We start from the raw sequence: 17,737 nt of genomic DNA, 5'->3' as shown, positions 1-17,737 counted from the left end.
CAGGACCAGCTTTCGGTCTTCGTCAACTTCGAAGAGCCCACCAAGGAAAAGGCCCAGGACGCTGTCCCGGAACTCGCCTTCAACCCGGCGCTGCTCAAGAAGGTCGACGAGCTCGAACTGTCTGTCCGTTCGGCCAACTGCCTCAAGAACGACAACATCGTCTACATCGGCGACCTTATCCAGAAGACGGAAGCCGAGATGCTGCGGACCCCGAATTTCGGCCGCAAGTCGCTCAATGAAATCAAGGAAGTCCTGGCACAGATGGGGCTTCATCTCGGGATGGACGTGGCCAATTGGCCGCCCGAGAATATCGATGACCTCGCTAAGCGCTACGAAGATCACTACTGATCCGGCGCCGCCCAAGACTTTTAGGAGATAACCCATGCGACACGGTAATCGCGGCCGCAAACTCAGCCGTACCGCTTCCCACCGTAAGGCGATGTTCGCCAACATGTCTGCCGCGCTGATCAAGCACGAGCAGATCGTTACCACGCTTCCCAAGGCCAAGGACCTCCGTCCGATCGTCGAGAAGCTGATCACCCTCGGCAAGCGCGGCGACCTGCACGCTCGCCGTCAGGCGATCGCGCAGATCCGCGACGAAGGCCAGGTTGCAAAGCTGTTTGCCGTTCTCGGCCCGCGCTATGCTGAACGTCAGGGCGGCTACATTCGCATCCTGAAGGCCGGCTTCCGCTATGGCGACAACGCGCCGATGGCCGTGATCGAGTTCGTCGATCGCGACGTCAACGCCAAGGGCCTCGACTCCGGTCCGGTCCAGTACAACGAAGAAGAATCTGAAGCCGCGTAAGCGTCGCTTCGACCAAATTCAAAGGGCGGCCCCAGTGGCCGCCCTTTTTGTTTGTTCGCCTCTGCCTTTGAAGCGAGAAGGCCATGAGAGCCGTGCTCGAACGGCAGACGGCGAAGTCGACGGGTGAGGGGGCTTCTCACCCATCCGCAAAGTCTTTCACGCCCATCCCCGATGTCATTCCCGCGAAAGCGGGAACCTCTGTTTCCCCTCGAGTTCTGGTCAAGAGACCTACGCTTGTTGGTCACCCATGCCTGCCACTCCTGCGTCAGCCCATCCCACGCGAAACTTTCCTTTCCATCGTCATTGCCGGGCTAGTCCCGGCAATCCACCTTGCCTCCGCCGGGGACCACAGGGGCAAGCCCGTTGCTGACGACCGAGGAAAAGCCTCAGCAGATTGAATCTGTGTGTGGACGAGGGCATGCCCGGGGCCCCGCCAGCCTACCCATTATCCCCCACGGCAACCCCCGGAAGCGCCGGCAACCAAGGCAGCGCCGACTTCACCCAGAACTGCCGCTTCGGCACCAACTCCGCACGCTGCGTCAGAACCCCAACCCGCAGCCCCAAACTCCGCGCGCCCGCCGGTTCGTCCGACGTCGCATAAAGCGCCGAACCGCAATCGGCGCAGAACGCCTGCTGCCGATGCCCTCCGCTCTCGGCCGTCTTGACGTAAATCCTTGGCGTGCCCTGCAGCAGATGAAATTGCTGCTCGGGGCAGGGCGCAACCACCCTGAACGCCGTACCGGAGAGCTGCTGGCAATCCGTGCAGTGGCAGACCCGAACTTGGTCCGGGTCAATCTCCGCCTCAAAGCGGATTGCCCCGCAATGACAGGAACCATCGACTTTCATTCAATGTCCCTCCAGTGCCGATAGTATCGGCGCTACTGCGCGGCCTTTGCCTCGGCCTCTGCTCGCACCTTCAGCCGCTCTGGCGGCGCTTCCATGAACTGGCGCACTTCCACAGGCGCACGGCAGGCCACAGTCGCCTTCTTCCCCCAGTCGAGCGCCTCATCAAGGCTTTCGCATTCCAGCACCCAAAATCCGCCGACATGCTCCTTGGCTTCGACAAACGGGCCATCGGTGACAACCATGCCACCAGTGTTGCGCGCCCGGATCGTCTTGGCGCGCGTCGCCGTCTGCAATCCGCCAACGAAAACACGAACGCCCCTGGCGATCATCTCCTCGTTGAGGTCCGAAATATCCTTCATCAACGAAGCGTCTTCCTTGGACGGGTCGTAGTCGTCGGGCAGGTGAATTGCGACCAGGAACTGCATTTTAGTCTCCTCTCGAAACCGGCAGGCCATTCCCGCCGTCACACCTAGACGAGCGGCAGGACGGCACTCAGACTAATTTATCCGATTTTCTTGTCGCTGCCTTTTCCAATGTCCGTTGGACAAACCAATTGCCGCTTCCGCGAGTCTGCCCGAGCGTGTAGGGCAGGGCGGTCTGGTTGGGGTAGATTCATGGACCGCATTCTCGTCACCGGAGCCTCTGGCTTCGTGGCCAAGCACGTCATCGGCGAACTCCTGCGCGCCGGCTACCGCGTGCGCGGCACCGTGCGCAGCCGTGGCAAGCTCCGTTCCATTCAGGCCGCCATGGACGTCCTCGCGCCCGGCGCCGAAGACCGTCTCGAAATCGTCGAAGCTGACCTTTTGGACGACGCCGGCTGGGCCTATGCCATGGAAGACGTGCAGGCCGTCATGCACGTCGCGACAGTCATATCAGCCGAGGAGCCCAAGGACCCATCCACCGTCATCCGCCCCGCCGTCGAAGGCACCGAGCGCATCCTGCGTTTCGCCCGCGCCGAAGGCGTCCGCCGCATCATCATGACATCGTCCATCGCCACCGTCGGCTATGGCCACGGCCACGAAACCGGCCCGCGCACCTATACCGAGACCGATTTCACCGACCTCAGCAAGATGCGCCGCCCCTGGGCCTACTGCATCGGTAAAACCCGCGCCGAACAGGCCGCCTGGGCCTTCGCCAACGGTCAGGGTCTGCAACTGACCACCATCCACCCCGGCGCCATTCTCGGCCCCGCCAGCGACCCGGAAACCAGCATTTCCCTCAGCCTCGTCGGCGGCCTCCTCGATGGCTCCACCCCCGCCATGCCGCGCATCGGCTTTGCCATCAGCGACGTCCGCGACGTCGCAGCCATGCACCTCGCCGCCCTGAAGAACCCGGAAAGCATCGGCCAGCGCTATCTCTGCACCGGCCCCTACCAGAGTTTTGAGGACGTCGCGAAGATCCTCCGAAAAGCCTATCCGGACTATCCGGTCACCCTCAGAACCGTACCCGACTGGCTTATGCGCATAGTGGCCATGATGGGCGGCCCCGTTCGCCAGATCATCAACGACATCGGCAACGAAAAGCATTTCGACGGCTCCAAGGGCCAACGCCTCCTCGGCCGCCCCTATCACACGTCCGAAGAAGCCATCCTCAGTGCCGCCGAAAGCCTGATCCGCTTCAACCTGATCAAGCCAAAGGCAAAGTAAGCCCCCAGGCCCGATAGAGCCGGTCCAGCTCACGCTCGTTCCGGCACACCGCCACCGGTAATCCGGTGCCCTCGGCCATCGCCCGCAGCTTCGGGCCAGATTTTCGCGTGCGCCAGAGCCACTGAATCATCGCCCACTTGATCGAGTCCCGGTTGCCCTCCAGCGCCCCGGCGTTCCGCTCTGCCAGCGTCCGGCTGAAATAGCGCCAGTAGCGCCTCCAGAGCGCCTCATCGAGCGAAATGATCCCCGTCGCGCGCTGGAGTCGCGCCGGCATGATGGCGGAGTAATTCCCGTCCATCACCCATTCCGGTTCGGCAATTGCCGCCAGATGCAGCGCCTCGAACTCATCATCCGGCCGCTGCACCCAATCCGTTCTCGGCGCATGCCGAAACAGATCCACGTGCTGTGCCGGAATCCCGAGCTTCTCCCCGATCGCCACCGCCAGCGTGGATTTCCCCGCGTTGGTCGGCCCCACGATCATAATCCGCCGGCCAAAAGTGGAAAGGTCCGGCAGATCGTCCATGATCGTCGCTCCTGCTAGGCAGCTTCCTCCTCGGAAGCCGGCGGAATGGGGAAATTCGAATTGAACAGCCCGCCGGGATCATACTTGGCCTTGAGCCGGCGCAGGCGGGCGAGCGTTTTGCCCGGAAATGCCTTTTCAAGCAAGTGCGGCTCGGTCCCCGTCTCGAAATTGAGGTAGAGCCCATCAAGCTCCTTGGAAACCGAGGGCCAGATCGCATCCAGCCGCCGCGCCATGGCATCGCCATAGGCGCCGGCATTGAGCGAGAAATTCTGGTGCCGATGCGCATAGGCCGTCTCGTCGGCCCCCACATCGTTCACCGCCCCGCCCACAGCCCGCAACTGCATCATATTGGTCGCGCCCGCCGCCAGCAGCTCCGCCATCCCCTCGGCCAAAGCCGGCGTCAGGCTCGTCACCAGCCCCGCCCGAGACACCAGCCCGCCAGCGCCGTCATGCCCCGAGAAATGGCTCTCCACCAGCGCCGTATAGGGAATGATATAGGCCTGGCTTCCCAGCAACGGCCCGACCTGCAGGAACGGCTGCAGCATCGGCTCCGCCACCTTGGGATCGTCGCTCATGATGACAACGCTCGCCTGGGCAATCGGTCCGCTGCCCGAGCGACCCGGTACCATGGTCAGAAAACTCGTCAGCTCCCGCGGCGCCGCAATCACCGTCTCCGCCCATCGCGGCAGAACGCTCTCTCCATCCGAAAGATCATAGGTGAGCTGGGCAAAGACGACATTCCCGACCGGATAGGCATCCAGTTCCAGCGCCGTCACCACGCCAAAATTGCCGCCCGCGCCACGCAACGCCCAGAAGAGATCGGCATGGTTCTCCCGATCCGCGCGCACGAACGAGCCATCGGCCAGCACCACCTCCGCCGCCTGTACATGATCGAGCGTCAGCCCATGCTTGCGCGCGAAATAGCCAATGCCGCCAGCCGTCGCGAGACCGCCCACGCCCACATCGCCATAGTCGCCGGAACTCATGCCCAGCCCATGCGGCGCCAACGCCGCGGCCACTTCGCTCCAGCGCGCCCCGGGCCCAACCCGGAACAGCCCCGTCTTCTCGTCCATCAGCCGGATCGAATTGAGCTGCCCCACATCGAGCACCAGCCCGCCATCATTGGTCGACCGCCCCGATATGCCATGCCCGCCGCTCCGCACCGCCAGCGGCACGCTCTGCCGCGCAGCATAGGTTATGGCCTCCTGCACCTCTTCGACCGTCTTGGGCCGCAGAACCAGCCCCGGATTGCCCTTGTGAATATAGGTCGAGCGATGCTTGGAAAAATCGTGATCACCCGGCTCGACCACGCGCTGGCCCAGCGCCGCCGGCACGCCATCGTAGTCGATCCCTTCACGCCGCGCCGCCAGCGCCTTTGCACTGCGCACCGCTCCGGTCGGCGTCCCCGAGGCCTTCCGCGCCGTCTCGACCCGCGCCCGCACCGCCGGCGCGACATCCTTGCCGAAAGTCTCGATCGCCCCAGGCGCATCGGCCGGCAGGATAAACGTCGAAAATCCATGTTCGAGCGCCAGCCCGACCAATTGCTCGACCAGCGCCTCGACATCCTCCGGCGTCGCCAATCGCCCGCCGACATTGATCAGCCGCCGGATTTCCCGCGGATCGCGCCCGGCCTCAATCGCCGCCGCATCAATGATCGCATTGCTCTCGGCAATCGTCGGGCTCTTGATATAGCTCATCGACGGCAGCCAGCCGTCCGCCTTCCGCCCGATCAGCTTCAGCATGCGCGGCTTCAGCGCGCCGAGCCAGATGCTCAGGCCATGCGCGGGCAGGGGCCCACGCCGCGCGCCGGCCGCCCTGTGATACGTCCCATCGACCCGCACGCCGCCCGATTTCCCGGCATCCCAGATGCCGCGAATGACATCGATCGCCTCTTCGAGCGCATCCACGGCCTGGCCCGGCGTCAGCTCCTCGCCGCCCATGCCCTTGATGCCGTCCCAGAACGCACCCGCGCCAAGCCCCAGTTCCGCCCGCCCACGCGAGAGCAGGTCAAGGCTCGCCACCGCCCGCGCCAAAACGGCCGGCTGCCGCAACGGCAGGTTCAGCACATTGCCGGCAAGGCTGATCCGCTCGGTCTTGGCCGCAACAAAGCTCAGCAGTGTCCACGCGTCGAGGAAATTGCTCTGATAGGGATGGTCTTGAAACGTGGCGAGGTCTAGCCCCACAGCCTCAGTCAGCTGCGCCAGGGCGACCACGTCATCGGCTTGCTGCGCGCTCGGCGTGATAAAAGTGCCAAACTTCAGCTCGTGCCCATAATCGGTCATGGCAGGCTCAATGGTTACAAATGGTAACCGACTATTTAGGCACTACCCGCGTCCATGCAAGTGGACACATGGGTGTGACCGGCGAACAAGTTTCTCCGACGCCCGGCCCCAAAAACAAAAGACCCGCCCCAGCTCTCGCCAGGACGGGCCCACTCATTCAGAGGGTAAAAACCCTCACTCGGCCGGCGCCATATCCTTGCCGGTGTAAACTTCGTCTACCCAATACTGGTCGCGACGATCAAACCCGTTGAACGGTGTCAGCGAAGCCTGCGTGTAAGCACCCATCAGGCCAAATTCGATCCAGTCGTCCTCATCGATATCGGCCGGCAGGGTGAACACCTGCGGCAGCACGTCATAGCTGTCGCAAGTCGGGCCCCACACGGTGAATTCCGAGAATTCCTGGTCATTGTCGTGCACGCGCGGACCACGCCACACACGCACCGGCGGGGTGAAATGCATGAACTTCACTTCCATCAGCGAGCCATAGGCGCCGTCATTGACATAAACCGACTGCCCGCCGCGCTGGTGCTTCACGCGCAGCAGCAGCGAGGTCGACGAGGTCACGAGTGCACGGCCCGGCTCGATGATCAGTTCCGGCTTGTTCTTGTCGCCGAAATGGTCAGTAACAGCCTGCGAGATGGTCTCGAAGTAATAGTCCATCGGCGGCGCTTCGCTGGTCGGGTAGGGGGCCGGATAGCCACCGCCGATATTGAGGCGCTTGAGTTCGATGCCGCTCTCTTCGACGATACGTGCCGCCGCAGCGATGTGGCGCTCATAAGCATAAGCGTCTTCGCACTGCGAACCGACGTGGAAGCAAAGGCTCGGCGTATAGCCCATCTTTTCCACGGCCTGCACGATTTCGGCCGCACCCTGTTCCATCACGCCAAACTTGATGCCGAAGTCATAGGACTTCAGCGCCTTGCCGGCCTTGAAACGAGTGGTAACCTCGACGTCACGCGAGGGAGACACCACGGCGGCGAGCTGGTCGAGCTGCTGCGGGTGGTCGATGGTGAAGGAACGAACGCCGAACTCTTCATAAGCGCGCTCGATTTCGCGCTTGTTCTTGATCGGGTTGTTGTAATGCATCACGGCGCCGGGCGCGTAGTCGCGCACCAGTTCCATTTCGGTGTTCGAAGCCACGTCGAACGCCTTGAGGCCTTCCTTGTGTAGCTGCGCAATGATGTGCGGCGATGGATTGCACTTCACTGCATAGGTGAGCAGGCCGTCAAAGCCCTTCTTGAAAACCTTCACGGCCCTATGGAACTCCTTCTCCGAGAAGAGGAAGGAGGGAAAGTCCGGCGCCTCTGCCGCGATCAGCGCGGAGGTATTGGCGTAAACGGTCTTCGGCTCGTCAGTCATTGGACAACAGGCCTTTCGGGGCTGGAGAGGGAAGGAAAACTCGCGGCGTTTAGTTCTTTCCAGTTCGTAAACGACGCGAAATTGAGCGCTGCATATAGGGCCGTGTGACCCCTCGCGCAAACGTTTATTTGCCCATCGAAACAACAATGTTCGAACGTCATTTTCATGACAGATTCCGGGCGTTCTGCTCGCGTCGCATTCTGTGAGCCAAATGGCTCCGGACAGGTAGCTGGAACTTTACCCATGTCTCTGCGAACGCTCGTCTTTTCGGGTCTCGCCGTAGCGGTCATCGCCATCGGCGGCACACTGGCCTTCTCCCCCTGGAACGCACCAGGTCACGCACAGGTTCAAACATCTCAGGCTCAGCCCGAGGCGCCCCCGCCCGCCGCCGCGCCGCGAACCGTGCCCACCAGCCAGCCGCAGGTGCAGCTCAGCTTCGCTCCCATCGTCCAGGCGGTCTCGCCTTCGGTGGTCAATGTCTATGCCACCCGCATCGAATCTCAGGCCACGTCCCCCTTCGCCAATGACCCGTTTTTCTCCCGGTTCTTCGGTCGCGATTTCCAGACCCGCCCGCGCGAATCCCGCTCGCTGGGCTCCGGCGTCGTGGTCGATGGGGCAGGGGTCATCCTCACCAATTCCCACGTCATCAATGGCGCCACCGACGTCCGCATCGCTTTGAGCGACGGCCGCGAATTCGCCGTCGATGTCGTCGTCGAAGACAAGCAGACCGATCTCGCCGTCCTCCGCGTCCGCGACACGCGCGGCGTCACCTTCCCGGCCATCACCTTCGCCGATAGCGACGCGCTGCTCGTTGGCGATCTCGTCCTCGCCATCGGCAATCCCTTCGGCGTCGGCCAGACCGTCACCTCCGGCATCGTCTCCGCTCTTGCCCGCACCGGCGTTGAAAGCTCCGACTACGAATTCTTCATCCAGACGGACGCCGCCATAAATCCGGGCAATTCCGGCGGCGCTCTCGTCGATATGCAGGGGCGCCTCGTCGGCATCAACACTGCCATCTATTCTCAGACCGGCGGCTCCGTCGGCATTGGCTTCGCCATTCCGGCCAACATGGCCAAGCTCGTCGCCGATGCCGGCGTCAATGGCGGCGAAATCGTCCGCCCCTGGTTCGGCGCCAAAATGCAGGCCGTCGATTCCGACATCGCCAACAGCCTCGGCATGGACGCCCCCCACGGCGCCCTCATCACCGACGTCGCCCCCAACGGTCCCGCCGCCCGCGTTGGCCTCCAGTCCGGCGACGTCATTCTTGCGGTCGATGGCCAGCGCGTAGACGACCCCAGCGCCTTCAACTTCCGCCTCGCGACCAAGCCCATCGGTCAGACCACCAAGCTCGAACGCCTGCGCGGCACCTCAACCGACACGCTCGATTTCCCCGTCGAAGCCGCCCCGGCACCAGCCGACAACGCCACGGCCACCATCTCGGCCGACTCCCGCTTCTCCGGCGTGAGCGTCCGTCAACTCGATCCGTCTTTGGCCGAGTCCAAAAACCTCCCCTACGACGCGACCGGCGTCCTCATCACCGCCATAACCGCCGGCTCCCCCGCCGAAGCCATGGGTCTTCGCGTCGACGACGTCATCCTCCAGCTCAACGACACCGACATCAAGGACGCCCAGACTTTTAGCACCACGGCGTCGCAACGGATGCGAACCTGGCAGATCATTCTCCAGAGAGATGGGCGAGTGAGCAGGGCGATTGTGAGCGGATAGGCCGACACGCGTAACGCCACCACACCCGTCACTCTCGGGCTCGACCCGAGGGCTCTACACTTAGAACGCCCACCTATAGTGAAGCATCCTTGGGTCAAGCCCGAGGATGACGACCGGTGGTTGCGCAAGACCGCGCCCCACACTCGATGCAACACCTCCCCCTAGATGGGGGAGGCCGGGAGGGGGTGGGGCCAAGCGCTCTGAATCAACCTCTCAGCACAACCCGCCAACCCACTGAATCCTAACCCCTTACTCCACCACCACTTCCGGCAAGTCCAACCCCGCCAGCGCCTCTATCGTCCCCATCCGCCAGCCCTTCATCCCCTTCAGCAATTCACTGGCCCCATCGTCGTACCCGCGCCGGCTGATCCCAAACATCGCCACCCCATCCTCGATCGGCACATAGCGATATGCATTCCACTCCACGATCACCGTCCCGTTGCTGCTATCGCTGAGTACGAAATCGAGAATGATCTCCCCCGTCGCCTCATTCTCGATCATCGCGAAATTCACCACCGGATCGCTCGCCTGCCGCTGCTTCAGCCCATCGACCATCGTCCCGGCCGCGTCCTGCACCGAAATCCCATTGGTCAGCACATCCACCATGAACATTTGGCTGTAGGCTTCCACCGTCTGCCCTTGGGGCACATATTCCTGCTTATAGAACGTATCCGTGGGGTGGCTCGTCCAGGCGAGTTCAAAACTCTCCCCCTCGAGCACAAACGGCCCCGGCGCCCCCACGGCATCCTCCTGCGCCACTACAACCGATCCCGACAAACAAACCAGCACCACAGCGGCAACGAAACGACCAATCATATGCATTCCCTCTTCCTTTAGTCTCAGTTGAACGCGCAACCCGACCCAAGGCAACACACGAACGAAGCGGATGCCACGCGCCGCACAATTTGCTATTGAGCCCCCATGTCCGATCTCTTCGCCGCCGATCCCAACGAAACCGACAAGGCCCGTCCCCTCGCGGACCAATTGCGCCCGCGCGCCCTTGATGAAGTCATCGGCCAGACCCATCTCCTCGGCCCCGATGGCACGCTCACCCGCATGCTCGCCTCCGGCCGCCTCGGCTCGCTCATCCTCTGGGGCCCGCCCGGCACCGGCAAGACCACCGTCGCGCGCCTCCTCGCCGACCAGATCGGTTTCCGTTTCGAGCAGATCTCCGCCATCTTCTCCGGCGTCGCCGACCTCAAGAAGGTCTTCGAGAAAGCCCGCTTCGAACGCCTCTCCGGTCACCGCACGCTGCTCTTCGTCGACGAGATCCATCGCTTCAACCGCGCCCAGCAGGATAGCTTCCTGCCGGTCATGGAGGACGGCACCGTCGTCCTCGTCGGCGCCACCACCGAAAACCCCTCCTTCGAGCTCAACGCTGCTCTTCTGTCCCGCAGCCAAGTCCTGCGTTTCGAGTCGCTCGTTCAGCCCGATCTAGAACTGCTCCTGCAGCGCGCCGAAACCCTCCTCGGCTCTTCGCTGCCGCTCACCGACGAAGCGCGAGCGACCCTCCTCGGCCTCGCCGATGGCGACGGTCGCGCCCTTTTGGGGCTGGTAGAAGAGATTTTAGCGTCAGCTCGCTCCGATGAGACGCTCGATGCTAACAGTCTGCTAACCGTAGTGCAGCGCAGAGCGCCGATTTACGACAAGGCGCAGGACGGCCACTACAACCTGATCTCTGCCCTGCACAAAACCATTCGCGGCTCCGATCCCGACGCTGCGCTATACTATTTTGCCCGCATGATCGACGCCGGCGAAGATCCGCTATTCCTTGCTAGACGCTTGATTCGTATGGCTTCCGAGGATATCGGCAATGCCGATCCACAAGCTCTTCCTCTCGCCATCGCCGGCCGCGATGCCTACCAGATGCTCGGCTCCCCCGAAGGCGAACTCTCTCTCGCGCAAGTCGTCGTCTATTTGGCCCTCGCGCCCAAATCGAACGCCGTCTACACCGCCTTCAAGGCTGCCGTTTCGCTAGCAAAATCAACCGGTTCGCCCATGCCGCCCATGGTCATCCTCAACGCGCCCACCAAGCTGATGAAGGGCGAAGGCTATGGGGACGGCTACCAATACGACCACGACGTCCCCGACGCTTTCTCCGGCCAGGAGTACTTCCCGGAAAAGCTTGGCCGGCAACAGTTTTATCACCCCGTCGAACGCGGTTTCGAGCGCGACCTGAAAAAGCGCATGGACTATTTCGCTCGCCTCCGCGCCGAAAAATCCCGCAATCGCAATGGCTTGGACGAGTAATCCCCGTGTCCCCGTCGTCGTGTTATTCTCGCCTTAGATCGGACCAGCCATGAACGGCGTCCTCCTCGTCGGCGCCGGCGGCGCCCTGGGCGCCATGGCCCGCTACGGCTTCGCCGTTCTTGTCGCCCGCCTGTGGCCAACGACATTCCCGCTCGCGACGCTGCTGATCAACATCATCGGCTCCATCGCCATGGGTCTCTTCGTCGGCCTCATGGCCAAACTTCTCCCCGCCAATCAGGAGGAGCTAAGGCTCTTTGTCGCCGTCGGAATTTTCGGCGGCTTCACCACCTTCTCCTCCTTTTCCCTCGACACAATCGTGCTGATAGAACGCGGCGAACTGTTTCAGGCGGTCACCTATGTCGCCTTGTCAGTTGTAGTTTGTCTCATAGGCCTATATCTCGGCCTTTTGATAACCAGAGGCAGCCCCGCATGAGTGGCGTTCAACATCGGGAAGTCACAGCAGACGAAGACGGCATGCGTCTCGATCGCTGGTTTGCCCGGCATTTCCCGCAGGTCGGTTTCGGCCGTCTGCAAAAGCTGATCCGCAATGGCGAAGTCAAGGTCGACAAGGTGAAAGCCGAGACCAGCACGCGCCTTGCCGCCGGCCAGTCCATCCGCATCCCGCCCGTCGACGATCCCGGCACCGTTCGCCCCACCAAGGTCAACGATGAAGACGCAAGGTTTCTCAAGGACTTGATCCTCTATGAGGATGATGACCTTTATGTCTTCAACAAGCCCCACGGCCTCGCCGTGCAGGGCGGCAGCGGCACTGTCCGCCATCTCGATGGCCTGCTGAAGAGCTTGCCCAACAAGCTCGGCGAACCCCCGCGCCTGGTGCACCGCCTCGACCGCGACACCTCCGGTTGCCTCGTCGTCGCCAAGACCGCCGCCGCGGCCACGCATTTTGGCAAGGTCTTCATGTCGCGCTCGGCCCGCAAGATCTATTGGGCCCTCGTCGCCGGCAATCCAACGCCACGCCAGGGCGAAATCTCCTGCTTCATCGCCAAGCGCGTTACTGAAGACGGCGAGCAGATGGTCGTCGTGAAGAATGGCGCACCCGGTGCCGTCCATTCCTCGACCTATTATTCGACGACCGAGACCGCCAGCCGCCGCTTCGCCTGGGTCACGCTCAAGCCCGTCACCGGCCGTACCCACCAGCTCCGCGTCCACATGGCCCAGCTCGGCACGCCGATCATCGACGATCCGCGCTATTTCAATATCGAAAACTGGATGCCGGCACCCGGCCTCGGCGAGGGCCTGCACCTGCATGCCCGCCGCATTGCCCTGCCGCTGCGCAATGGCAAACGCCTTGATATTTCAGCGCCTTTGCCGCCACACATGCGCGAAAGCTGGGATGCCTTGGGCTTTGACGCCGACCGCTACGATGTTCAGGATATCGATCCGGAGAACGGCGCGTGAAACTCATAATGTTCGACATGGATGGGACGCTGATCGACACAGAAGCCCTGATCGTCGAACACATGACGTCAACATTCGAGGCGGCCGGCCTCACACCTCCGACCACGACGCAATCGCGCCGTGTCATCGGTCTGTCGTTGCCGGTCGCCATCGCCACCTTGCTTGGCACTGAAGTCACTCCACTGGCCGAAAAGCTGGCAGATGACTATCGCAGCCGCTACCGCGCCTCGCTGGTTCAGGCTGAAGGCCGAGAGGGCTTGTTCCCTGGCGCTCGCGAAGCCCTCGATTTCCTTGCCACCTGGCCTGACACGCTGCTCGGTATCGCCACCGGCAAGGGCCTCAATGGCGTCCACCGCCTGACCCAGCTCCACGGTATTGCCGGACACTTCGTCACCCTGCAAACGCCGGACCACAATCCTTCAAAACCCCACCCCGGCATGATGCTCCGCGCCATGGCCGAGACCGGCGCCGAACCCGGTGACACGGTCATCATCGGCGACACCACTTTCGATATCGAAATGGGCAAGGCCGCCGGCACCAAGGCGATAGGGGTCACCTGGGGCCACCACGACCCTAACGAATTGCTTGCCGCTGGCGCGGACGTGCTGGTCGACACCTATGCCGACCTGCCGCTGGCGATCAAGAAAGTACTGGAATCATAATATGCGCGACCAGCTGGAAGACGCTTTAAACAATCAGGAATTTGGCTACGGCCAGGCGCAGCATATCAACCCGATCGACCTACCCAAGCGCTTCTACAAGGCCGTCGATGTCGCGCGCCTCGACGATGGCTATGCGGTCACTCTCGACGGCAAGCAGACCCGCACGCCCGGTCGCAAACTCCCGGTCATCGTGCCGGCCCTCTCCATCGCCCAGGCCATGGCCACGGAATGGGCGGCGCAGGACAAGTATGTCGACCCCACCACCATGCCCATGGTGCGCCTGATCAATTCAGCGGTCGAAAGCGGCGAAGAAAACGTCCCGGCTTTCCGCGCCGAGATCGGCAAATTCGCCGGCAACGACCTGCTGCTTTACCGGGCCGATACCCCGCAGGAGCTGGTCGACGATCAGGAATTGCACTGGGACGGCGCTTTGGTCACGCTGGCCCGCCATTTCGACGTCGCCTTCCAGCCCACCATCGGCATCGTCCACCAACCCCAGCCGGCCTCGGCGCTCACCAAGCTCGACACCGCGCTCGAAGGGCAGGGGCTCCTGTCACTGACAGCGCTGGTCTCTATCACCGGCCTCACCGGCTCCGGCCTCCTCGCCATCGCCCTGCTGCACCAGTTGCTGACGGCCGATCAGGTCTGGACGGCGGCCCATGTCGATGAAGATCACCAGATCCGCCTCTGGGGCGAAGACGACGAAGCCATGACACGCCGCGCCAAACGCCGCGTGGAGTTCGACACCGCCGTTTCAGTCGTGGAAGCGCTGCGGGCCTAAACCCGCGACGCGATCCACTCCGCGGTCTCCGGCGAAATCTCGCGCAACGGCACCAGCACGAAATCGCGCGCATGCGCATGTGGATGGGGCAGGGTCAGTCGCCCCGTCTGCATCTCGATCCGCTCATAGGCGATGATATCGACATCGATCAGCCGCGGGCCCCACACCTCGTGCCGCACGCGCCCCATTTCGCGCTCGGTATCAAGCGCCACATGCAGCAGGTCGATGGGCTCAAGATCGGTCTCCACCTCCGCCGCCATATTGGCGAAATCCGGCTGATCGGTCTTGCCCCAGGGCTTTGTTGCAATCACGGACGATTGCTTGGTCACCTTGATATGCGGATGCGCATCGAGCAGCCGAATGGCTTCGGCAAGCTGCGCCGGCGGATCGCCAATATTGGCGCCAAGACTAAGCCACGCCCTAGCCATCACGCCGGCCTCACGCGATGCAGTTCAATCGCCGCCTCGCCGCGCACCATGGCAATGGGTGCTTCCGGCTTGCGGATACGGATGATGATCCAGTTGATATCGCCAAACCGCTCGAACAACGCAGTAATGATATTCTGCCCCAGCGCCTCTATAAGCTTGGTCCGCTTTGTCTCGAACGTCGCCTTCACCACATCATAGATATCGGCATAGGAAACCGTGTGCCCGATAGCGTCAGTCTCGCCCGGCGCGCTCAGGTCGACGCCGCATTCGAGATCGACGAAGAAGCGCTGGCCCAACCGCTCTTCCTCGGCAAAGAGGCCATGAAAGCCATAAAAGCCGAGATCGCGGAGGATGATGCGGTCGCCCGAAAAAGGTGCGGTCATTGAGATGGTCCTGAAATTATGGGCCGTAGAGGGTCGCCTGCGCCACGCGCAAGGCATCGCGATTGGCGGCAACGTCGTGCACGCGAAAGATGTGCCCACCGCGCTCATAGCCCTGAACGGTGGTAGCAATAGTCCCCGGCAGTCGCTCGCCCGGTTCGTTATTCAAGAGCTTGCCGATCATCGATTTCCGCGACGTGCCGACGAGCACGGCATGTTCCGGATAGGCGCCCACCAGCTCCGGCAGCAGCCGCAGGATCTGGTAATTCTGCGCCAAGGTCTTCGAAAACCCAAATCCGGGATCGAGGATCAATTGGGTTCGCGCGAGGCCCGCCGCATCGGCAATATCAAGCGTCCTGGCAAAGTAGTCGATCATAGCGGGCAGCGGCAAAGTCTGCGCGTCCCAGCCTTTGTCCCAATGCATGGCGATCACCGGCGAACCATAAAGCGCCGCCACCTCCGCCATCTCAGGCGCCCCCTGCAGCCCATAGACATCATTGATGATATCGGCCCCGGCCTGGATCGCCTGATCGGCCACCAGCGGCTTGTAGGTATCGATGGAAATGGGTGCCGTGATCCCGGCGCTACGCAGCGCATCGATCACCGGAATGACCCGATCAAGCTCTTCCTGCACCGCCACGGTTTCCGAGCCGGGCCGCGTGCTCTCCCCGCCGATGTCGATGATATCGGCGCCCTCCGCCAGCATGGCGCGGGCATGGGTCACGGCTTGGTCGAGCGTGTTGTGCAGCCCGCCATCCGAAAAACTGTCCGGGGTGACATTGAGGATGCCCATGATGAGCGGATGCGGGCCCAGTTCGAGGGCAGGCCGGCGGGGCAGGGGAACGATATGGGTCGTGTGCATTGCAATTCCTGCCCCTCGCTTAGGGGCGCGAAGGCCTCGGCTCAACCGTATATTCTCGTCTTGCGGCACACGAAAGCCGCTTAGCGACGTTCCCAACTCTCCAGCGCCGATTTCAGCACCAGCGTGATGACCGCGATCAGCGCCAGCGTCGAGGCGGCCGCAAAGGAGCCGGCAATGTTGAAATCGTTGAACAGCAGGTTGATCTGCAGCGGCAAGGTATTGGTCTGCCCGCGGATCGAGCCCGAAACGACGGACACGGCGCCGAATTCCCCCATCACCCGCGCATTTGTCAGCACCGCGCCATAGACGAGGCCCCAGCGGATATTGGGCAGCGTGACGTGCAGGAACATCTGCCAGCCATTGGCTCCCAGCGACAGGGCCGCCTCTTCGTCATCCGTCCCCTGCTGTCGCATCAGCGGCACCAGTTCGCGTGCCACATATGGCGCGGTAACGAACAGGCTCACCAGCACGATGGCGAGCGGGGTAAACATGATCTGCAACCCGATCGATTGCATTGCTGGGCCCAGCAGGCCCTGATTGCCGTAGAGAAACAGATAGACGATGCCGGCCACGATCGGGCTGACCGCGGCCGGCAGTTCGATAATGGCGACCAGCAATTGCTGGCCACGAAACTTGAAGCGCGTGACGAGCCAGGCCAGCGCCACGCCAACAACCATATTGATCGGTACGACGATTATGGCGGTGATTACCGTCAGAAAAATCGCATGCAGCGTATCGGGCTTGAGAATGGCGCTGAAATAGGCACCGACGCCTTCGCGCAGCGCAAAGCTGAAAATCAGCGCCAGCGGCACGACCAGCGCCACGGCAACGAAGAAAAATGACAGCCCGATGAGGACGTTCGCGCCGAGACTGCGCTTTGCCGTCTCGCTCATCATGTCTGCCTCTCGACATAGCGCACTTGCCACGCGGCCAACAGGTTGGTCGCTACAAGCGTCAGGAAGGCAACCACGAGCAGCACGAAGGCTAGCGCAGCGGCGCCTTCATAATTGTATTCGTCGAGTCGGATGAAGATCAGCAGCGAGACGATTTCCGTCATCCCCGGCAGGTTGCCGGCAATGAACACAACGGCGCCGAACTCGCCCAGCGACCGAGCAAAGGACAGCACGCAGCCGCCGATGAAGGCGGGCAAAATCGTCGGCCAGATGATCCGCGTGAAAACCTGCCAGCGCGTGGCCCCCAGTGTCTTCGCCACATTCTCGAAGTCGATATCGACCTCTTCCAGCACCGGCTGCACAGCCCGCACGACGAAGGGAATGGAGGTAAAGGTCATCGCGGCAATAATGCCGAGCTGGGTGTAATTGACCTTGATGCCATTGGGCTCAAGGAACTGCCCATACCAGCCGGTATCGGCAAAAAGCGTCACCAGCACGAGCCCCGCAACCGCCGTTGGCAGCGCAAAGGGCAGGTCAACCAGCGCATCGAGAATGCGCCGTCCCGGAAAGCGGTAGCGCGTAAGAACCCAGGCCAGCAGCAGCCCGACCACGCCATTGATGATGGTGGCGATGAAGGCCGAGCTGAACGTCACCCGATAGGCCGCCAGCGCCCGGTTGGAGCTGATGATGCGCCAGAAATCCGGAAACCCCATGCCCGCGACCTTGAGCAACATGGCGGCGAGGGGCAGCAGGATAATGAGCGTCAGATAAAACAGCGAAATGCCCATGGACAGCCCGAAACCGGGCAGCAGATGTTTGCTGCGTCGCTGTGCCATTCGTCCCCCGAAAATACGCAACGGCGCGACCGAAGTCGCG

At 62.4% G+C, this 17,737-nt stretch carries 20 protein-coding genes; 9 read left to right on the top strand and 11 right to left on the bottom strand.

All coding sequences use genetic code 11. The features are described from left to right. Together ABW043_RS04865 and rplQ are read left to right on the top strand one after the other, a co-directional pair. Positions 1 to 348: DNA-directed RNA polymerase subunit alpha C-terminal domain-containing protein (locus tag ABW043_RS04865; RefSeq protein ID WP_353920104.1), on the top strand; the 348-nt coding region annotated here is incomplete at its 5' end. A gap of 34 nt (positions 349 to 382) precedes the next feature. Next, complete coding sequence (rplQ, locus tag ABW043_RS04860) at positions 383 to 805, top strand: 50S ribosomal protein L17 (protein ID WP_056308219.1); 423 nt, start codon at positions 383 to 385, stop codon at positions 803 to 805. 438 nt (positions 806 to 1,243) lie between these two features. Here rplQ and ABW043_RS04855 read toward each other — a convergent pair whose 3' ends face one another. Further along, positions 1,244 to 1,651 (bottom strand): GFA family protein, encoded by a 408-nt coding sequence (locus ABW043_RS04855; protein WP_353920103.1) that lies wholly within the window; start codon positions 1,649 to 1,651, stop codon positions 1,244 to 1,246. Positions 1,652 to 1,683: 32 nt separating this feature from the next. Continuing rightward, on the bottom strand, positions 1,684 to 2,076 hold the full coding sequence (locus ABW043_RS04850; protein ID WP_353920102.1) for a YciI family protein: 393 nt from the start codon (positions 2,074 to 2,076) through the stop codon (positions 1,684 to 1,686). Between the two features lie 189 nt (positions 2,077 to 2,265). Between ABW043_RS04850 and ABW043_RS04845 the strand changes: the two genes are divergently transcribed. Continuing rightward, entirely contained in the window at positions 2,266 to 3,297 is a 1,032-nt protein-coding gene (locus ABW043_RS04845; protein WP_353920101.1) for an NAD-dependent epimerase/dehydratase family protein, read from the top strand. Here ABW043_RS04845 and ABW043_RS04840 read toward each other — a convergent pair. From ABW043_RS04840 to ABW043_RS04830, 3 genes are all read right to left on the bottom strand, one after another. Continuing rightward, positions 3,278 to 3,820: a P-loop NTPase family protein gene (locus ABW043_RS04840; RefSeq protein ID WP_353920100.1), complete on the bottom strand. Its 543-nt coding sequence runs from the start codon at positions 3,818 to 3,820 to the stop codon at positions 3,278 to 3,280. The two genes, ABW043_RS04845 and ABW043_RS04840, sit on opposite strands and share 20 nt — an antisense overlap. Positions 3,821 to 3,834: 14 nt before the next feature. Further along, positions 3,835 to 6,102: an LLM class flavin-dependent oxidoreductase gene (locus ABW043_RS04835; protein ID WP_353920099.1), complete on the bottom strand. Its 2,268-nt coding sequence runs from the start codon at positions 6,100 to 6,102 to the stop codon at positions 3,835 to 3,837. A 174-nt stretch (positions 6,103 to 6,276) separates the two neighbouring features. After that, positions 6,277 to 7,461 carry a type III PLP-dependent enzyme domain-containing protein gene (locus ABW043_RS04830; RefSeq protein WP_353920098.1) on the bottom strand — a complete coding sequence of 395 codons (1,185 nt, stop codon included), beginning with the start codon at positions 7,459 to 7,461 and terminating at the stop codon, positions 6,277 to 6,279. A gap of 243 nt (positions 7,462 to 7,704) precedes the next feature. On the opposite strand from ABW043_RS04830, the gene ABW043_RS04825 reads away from it, so the two are divergent. Further along, a complete protein-coding gene (locus ABW043_RS04825; RefSeq protein ID WP_353920097.1) occupies positions 7,705 to 9,186 on the top strand; it encodes a Do family serine endopeptidase in 1,482 nt (493 codons plus the stop codon). Between the two features lie 249 nt (positions 9,187 to 9,435). Here ABW043_RS04825 and ABW043_RS04820 read toward each other — a convergent pair whose 3' ends face one another. Further along, positions 9,436 to 10,008 (bottom strand): HI_0983 family protein, encoded by a 573-nt coding sequence (locus tag ABW043_RS04820; RefSeq protein WP_353920096.1) that lies wholly within the window; start codon positions 10,006 to 10,008, stop codon positions 9,436 to 9,438. 99 nt (positions 10,009 to 10,107) lie between these two features. On the opposite strand from ABW043_RS04820, the gene ABW043_RS04815 reads away from it, so the two are divergent. Genes ABW043_RS04815 through ABW043_RS04795 form a run of 5 tightly spaced genes read left to right on the top strand, consistent with a single transcriptional unit; the run spans position 10,108 to position 14,298 of the window. Further along, the gene (locus ABW043_RS04815) at positions 10,108 to 11,436 is read left to right on the top strand and encodes a replication-associated recombination protein A (RefSeq protein WP_353920095.1); all 1,329 of its coding nucleotides are present in this window, start codon (positions 10,108 to 10,110) and stop codon (positions 11,434 to 11,436) included. A gap of 49 nt (positions 11,437 to 11,485) precedes the next feature. Further along, positions 11,486 to 11,869 carry a fluoride efflux transporter CrcB gene (gene crcB / locus ABW043_RS04810; protein WP_353920094.1) on the top strand — a complete coding sequence of 128 codons (384 nt, stop codon included), beginning with the start codon at positions 11,486 to 11,488 and terminating at the stop codon, positions 11,867 to 11,869. Then, complete coding sequence (locus ABW043_RS04805; protein WP_353920093.1) at positions 11,866 to 12,855, top strand: RluA family pseudouridine synthase; 990 nt, start codon at positions 11,866 to 11,868, stop codon at positions 12,853 to 12,855. The genes crcB and ABW043_RS04805 overlap by 4 nt, the downstream gene beginning before the upstream one ends. Continuing rightward, complete coding sequence (locus ABW043_RS04800) at positions 12,852 to 13,517, top strand: HAD-IA family hydrolase (RefSeq protein ID WP_353920092.1); 666 nt, start codon at positions 12,852 to 12,854, stop codon at positions 13,515 to 13,517. Before ABW043_RS04805 ends, ABW043_RS04800 begins: the two co-directional genes overlap by 4 nt. Position 13,518: 1 nt before the next feature. Next, entirely contained in the window at positions 13,519 to 14,298 is a 780-nt protein-coding gene (locus ABW043_RS04795) for an ATP12 family chaperone protein (protein WP_353920091.1), read from the top strand. On the opposite strand, the gene folK is transcribed toward ABW043_RS04795, so the two are convergent. The 5 genes from folK to cysT form a co-directional block, all read right to left on the bottom strand. Further along, positions 14,295 to 14,726 carry a 2-amino-4-hydroxy-6-hydroxymethyldihydropteridine diphosphokinase gene (gene folK, locus ABW043_RS04790; RefSeq protein ID WP_353920090.1) on the bottom strand — a complete coding sequence of 144 codons (432 nt, stop codon included), beginning with the start codon at positions 14,724 to 14,726 and terminating at the stop codon, positions 14,295 to 14,297. The two genes, ABW043_RS04795 and folK, sit on opposite strands and share 4 nt — an antisense overlap. Then, entirely contained in the window at positions 14,726 to 15,109 is a 384-nt protein-coding gene (gene folB / locus ABW043_RS04785; RefSeq protein WP_353920089.1) for a dihydroneopterin aldolase, read from the bottom strand. The genes folK and folB overlap by 1 nt, the downstream gene beginning before the upstream one ends. A 16-nt stretch (positions 15,110 to 15,125) precedes the next feature. Next, a complete protein-coding gene (folP, locus tag ABW043_RS04780) occupies positions 15,126 to 15,968 on the bottom strand; it encodes a dihydropteroate synthase (protein WP_353920088.1) in 843 nt (280 codons plus the stop codon). An 80-nt stretch (positions 15,969 to 16,048) separates the two neighbouring features. Then, positions 16,049 to 16,864 carry a sulfate ABC transporter permease subunit CysW gene (gene cysW / locus ABW043_RS04775; RefSeq protein WP_502908596.1) on the bottom strand — a complete coding sequence of 272 codons (816 nt, stop codon included), beginning with the start codon at positions 16,862 to 16,864 and terminating at the stop codon, positions 16,049 to 16,051. Beyond that, a complete protein-coding gene (gene cysT, locus ABW043_RS04770) occupies positions 16,861 to 17,697 on the bottom strand; it encodes a sulfate ABC transporter permease subunit CysT (RefSeq protein ID WP_353920105.1) in 837 nt (278 codons plus the stop codon). The genes cysW and cysT overlap by 4 nt, the downstream gene beginning before the upstream one ends. Between the last annotated feature and the right edge of the window lie 40 nt (positions 17,698 to 17,737).

Source organism: Devosia sp. (assembly GCF_040509215.1).
Lineage (GTDB): Bacteria > Pseudomonadota > Alphaproteobacteria > Rhizobiales > Devosiaceae > Devosia.
Note: the sequence above shows the minus strand (reverse complement) of the source record. Positions and strands in the feature narration are given on the sequence as shown.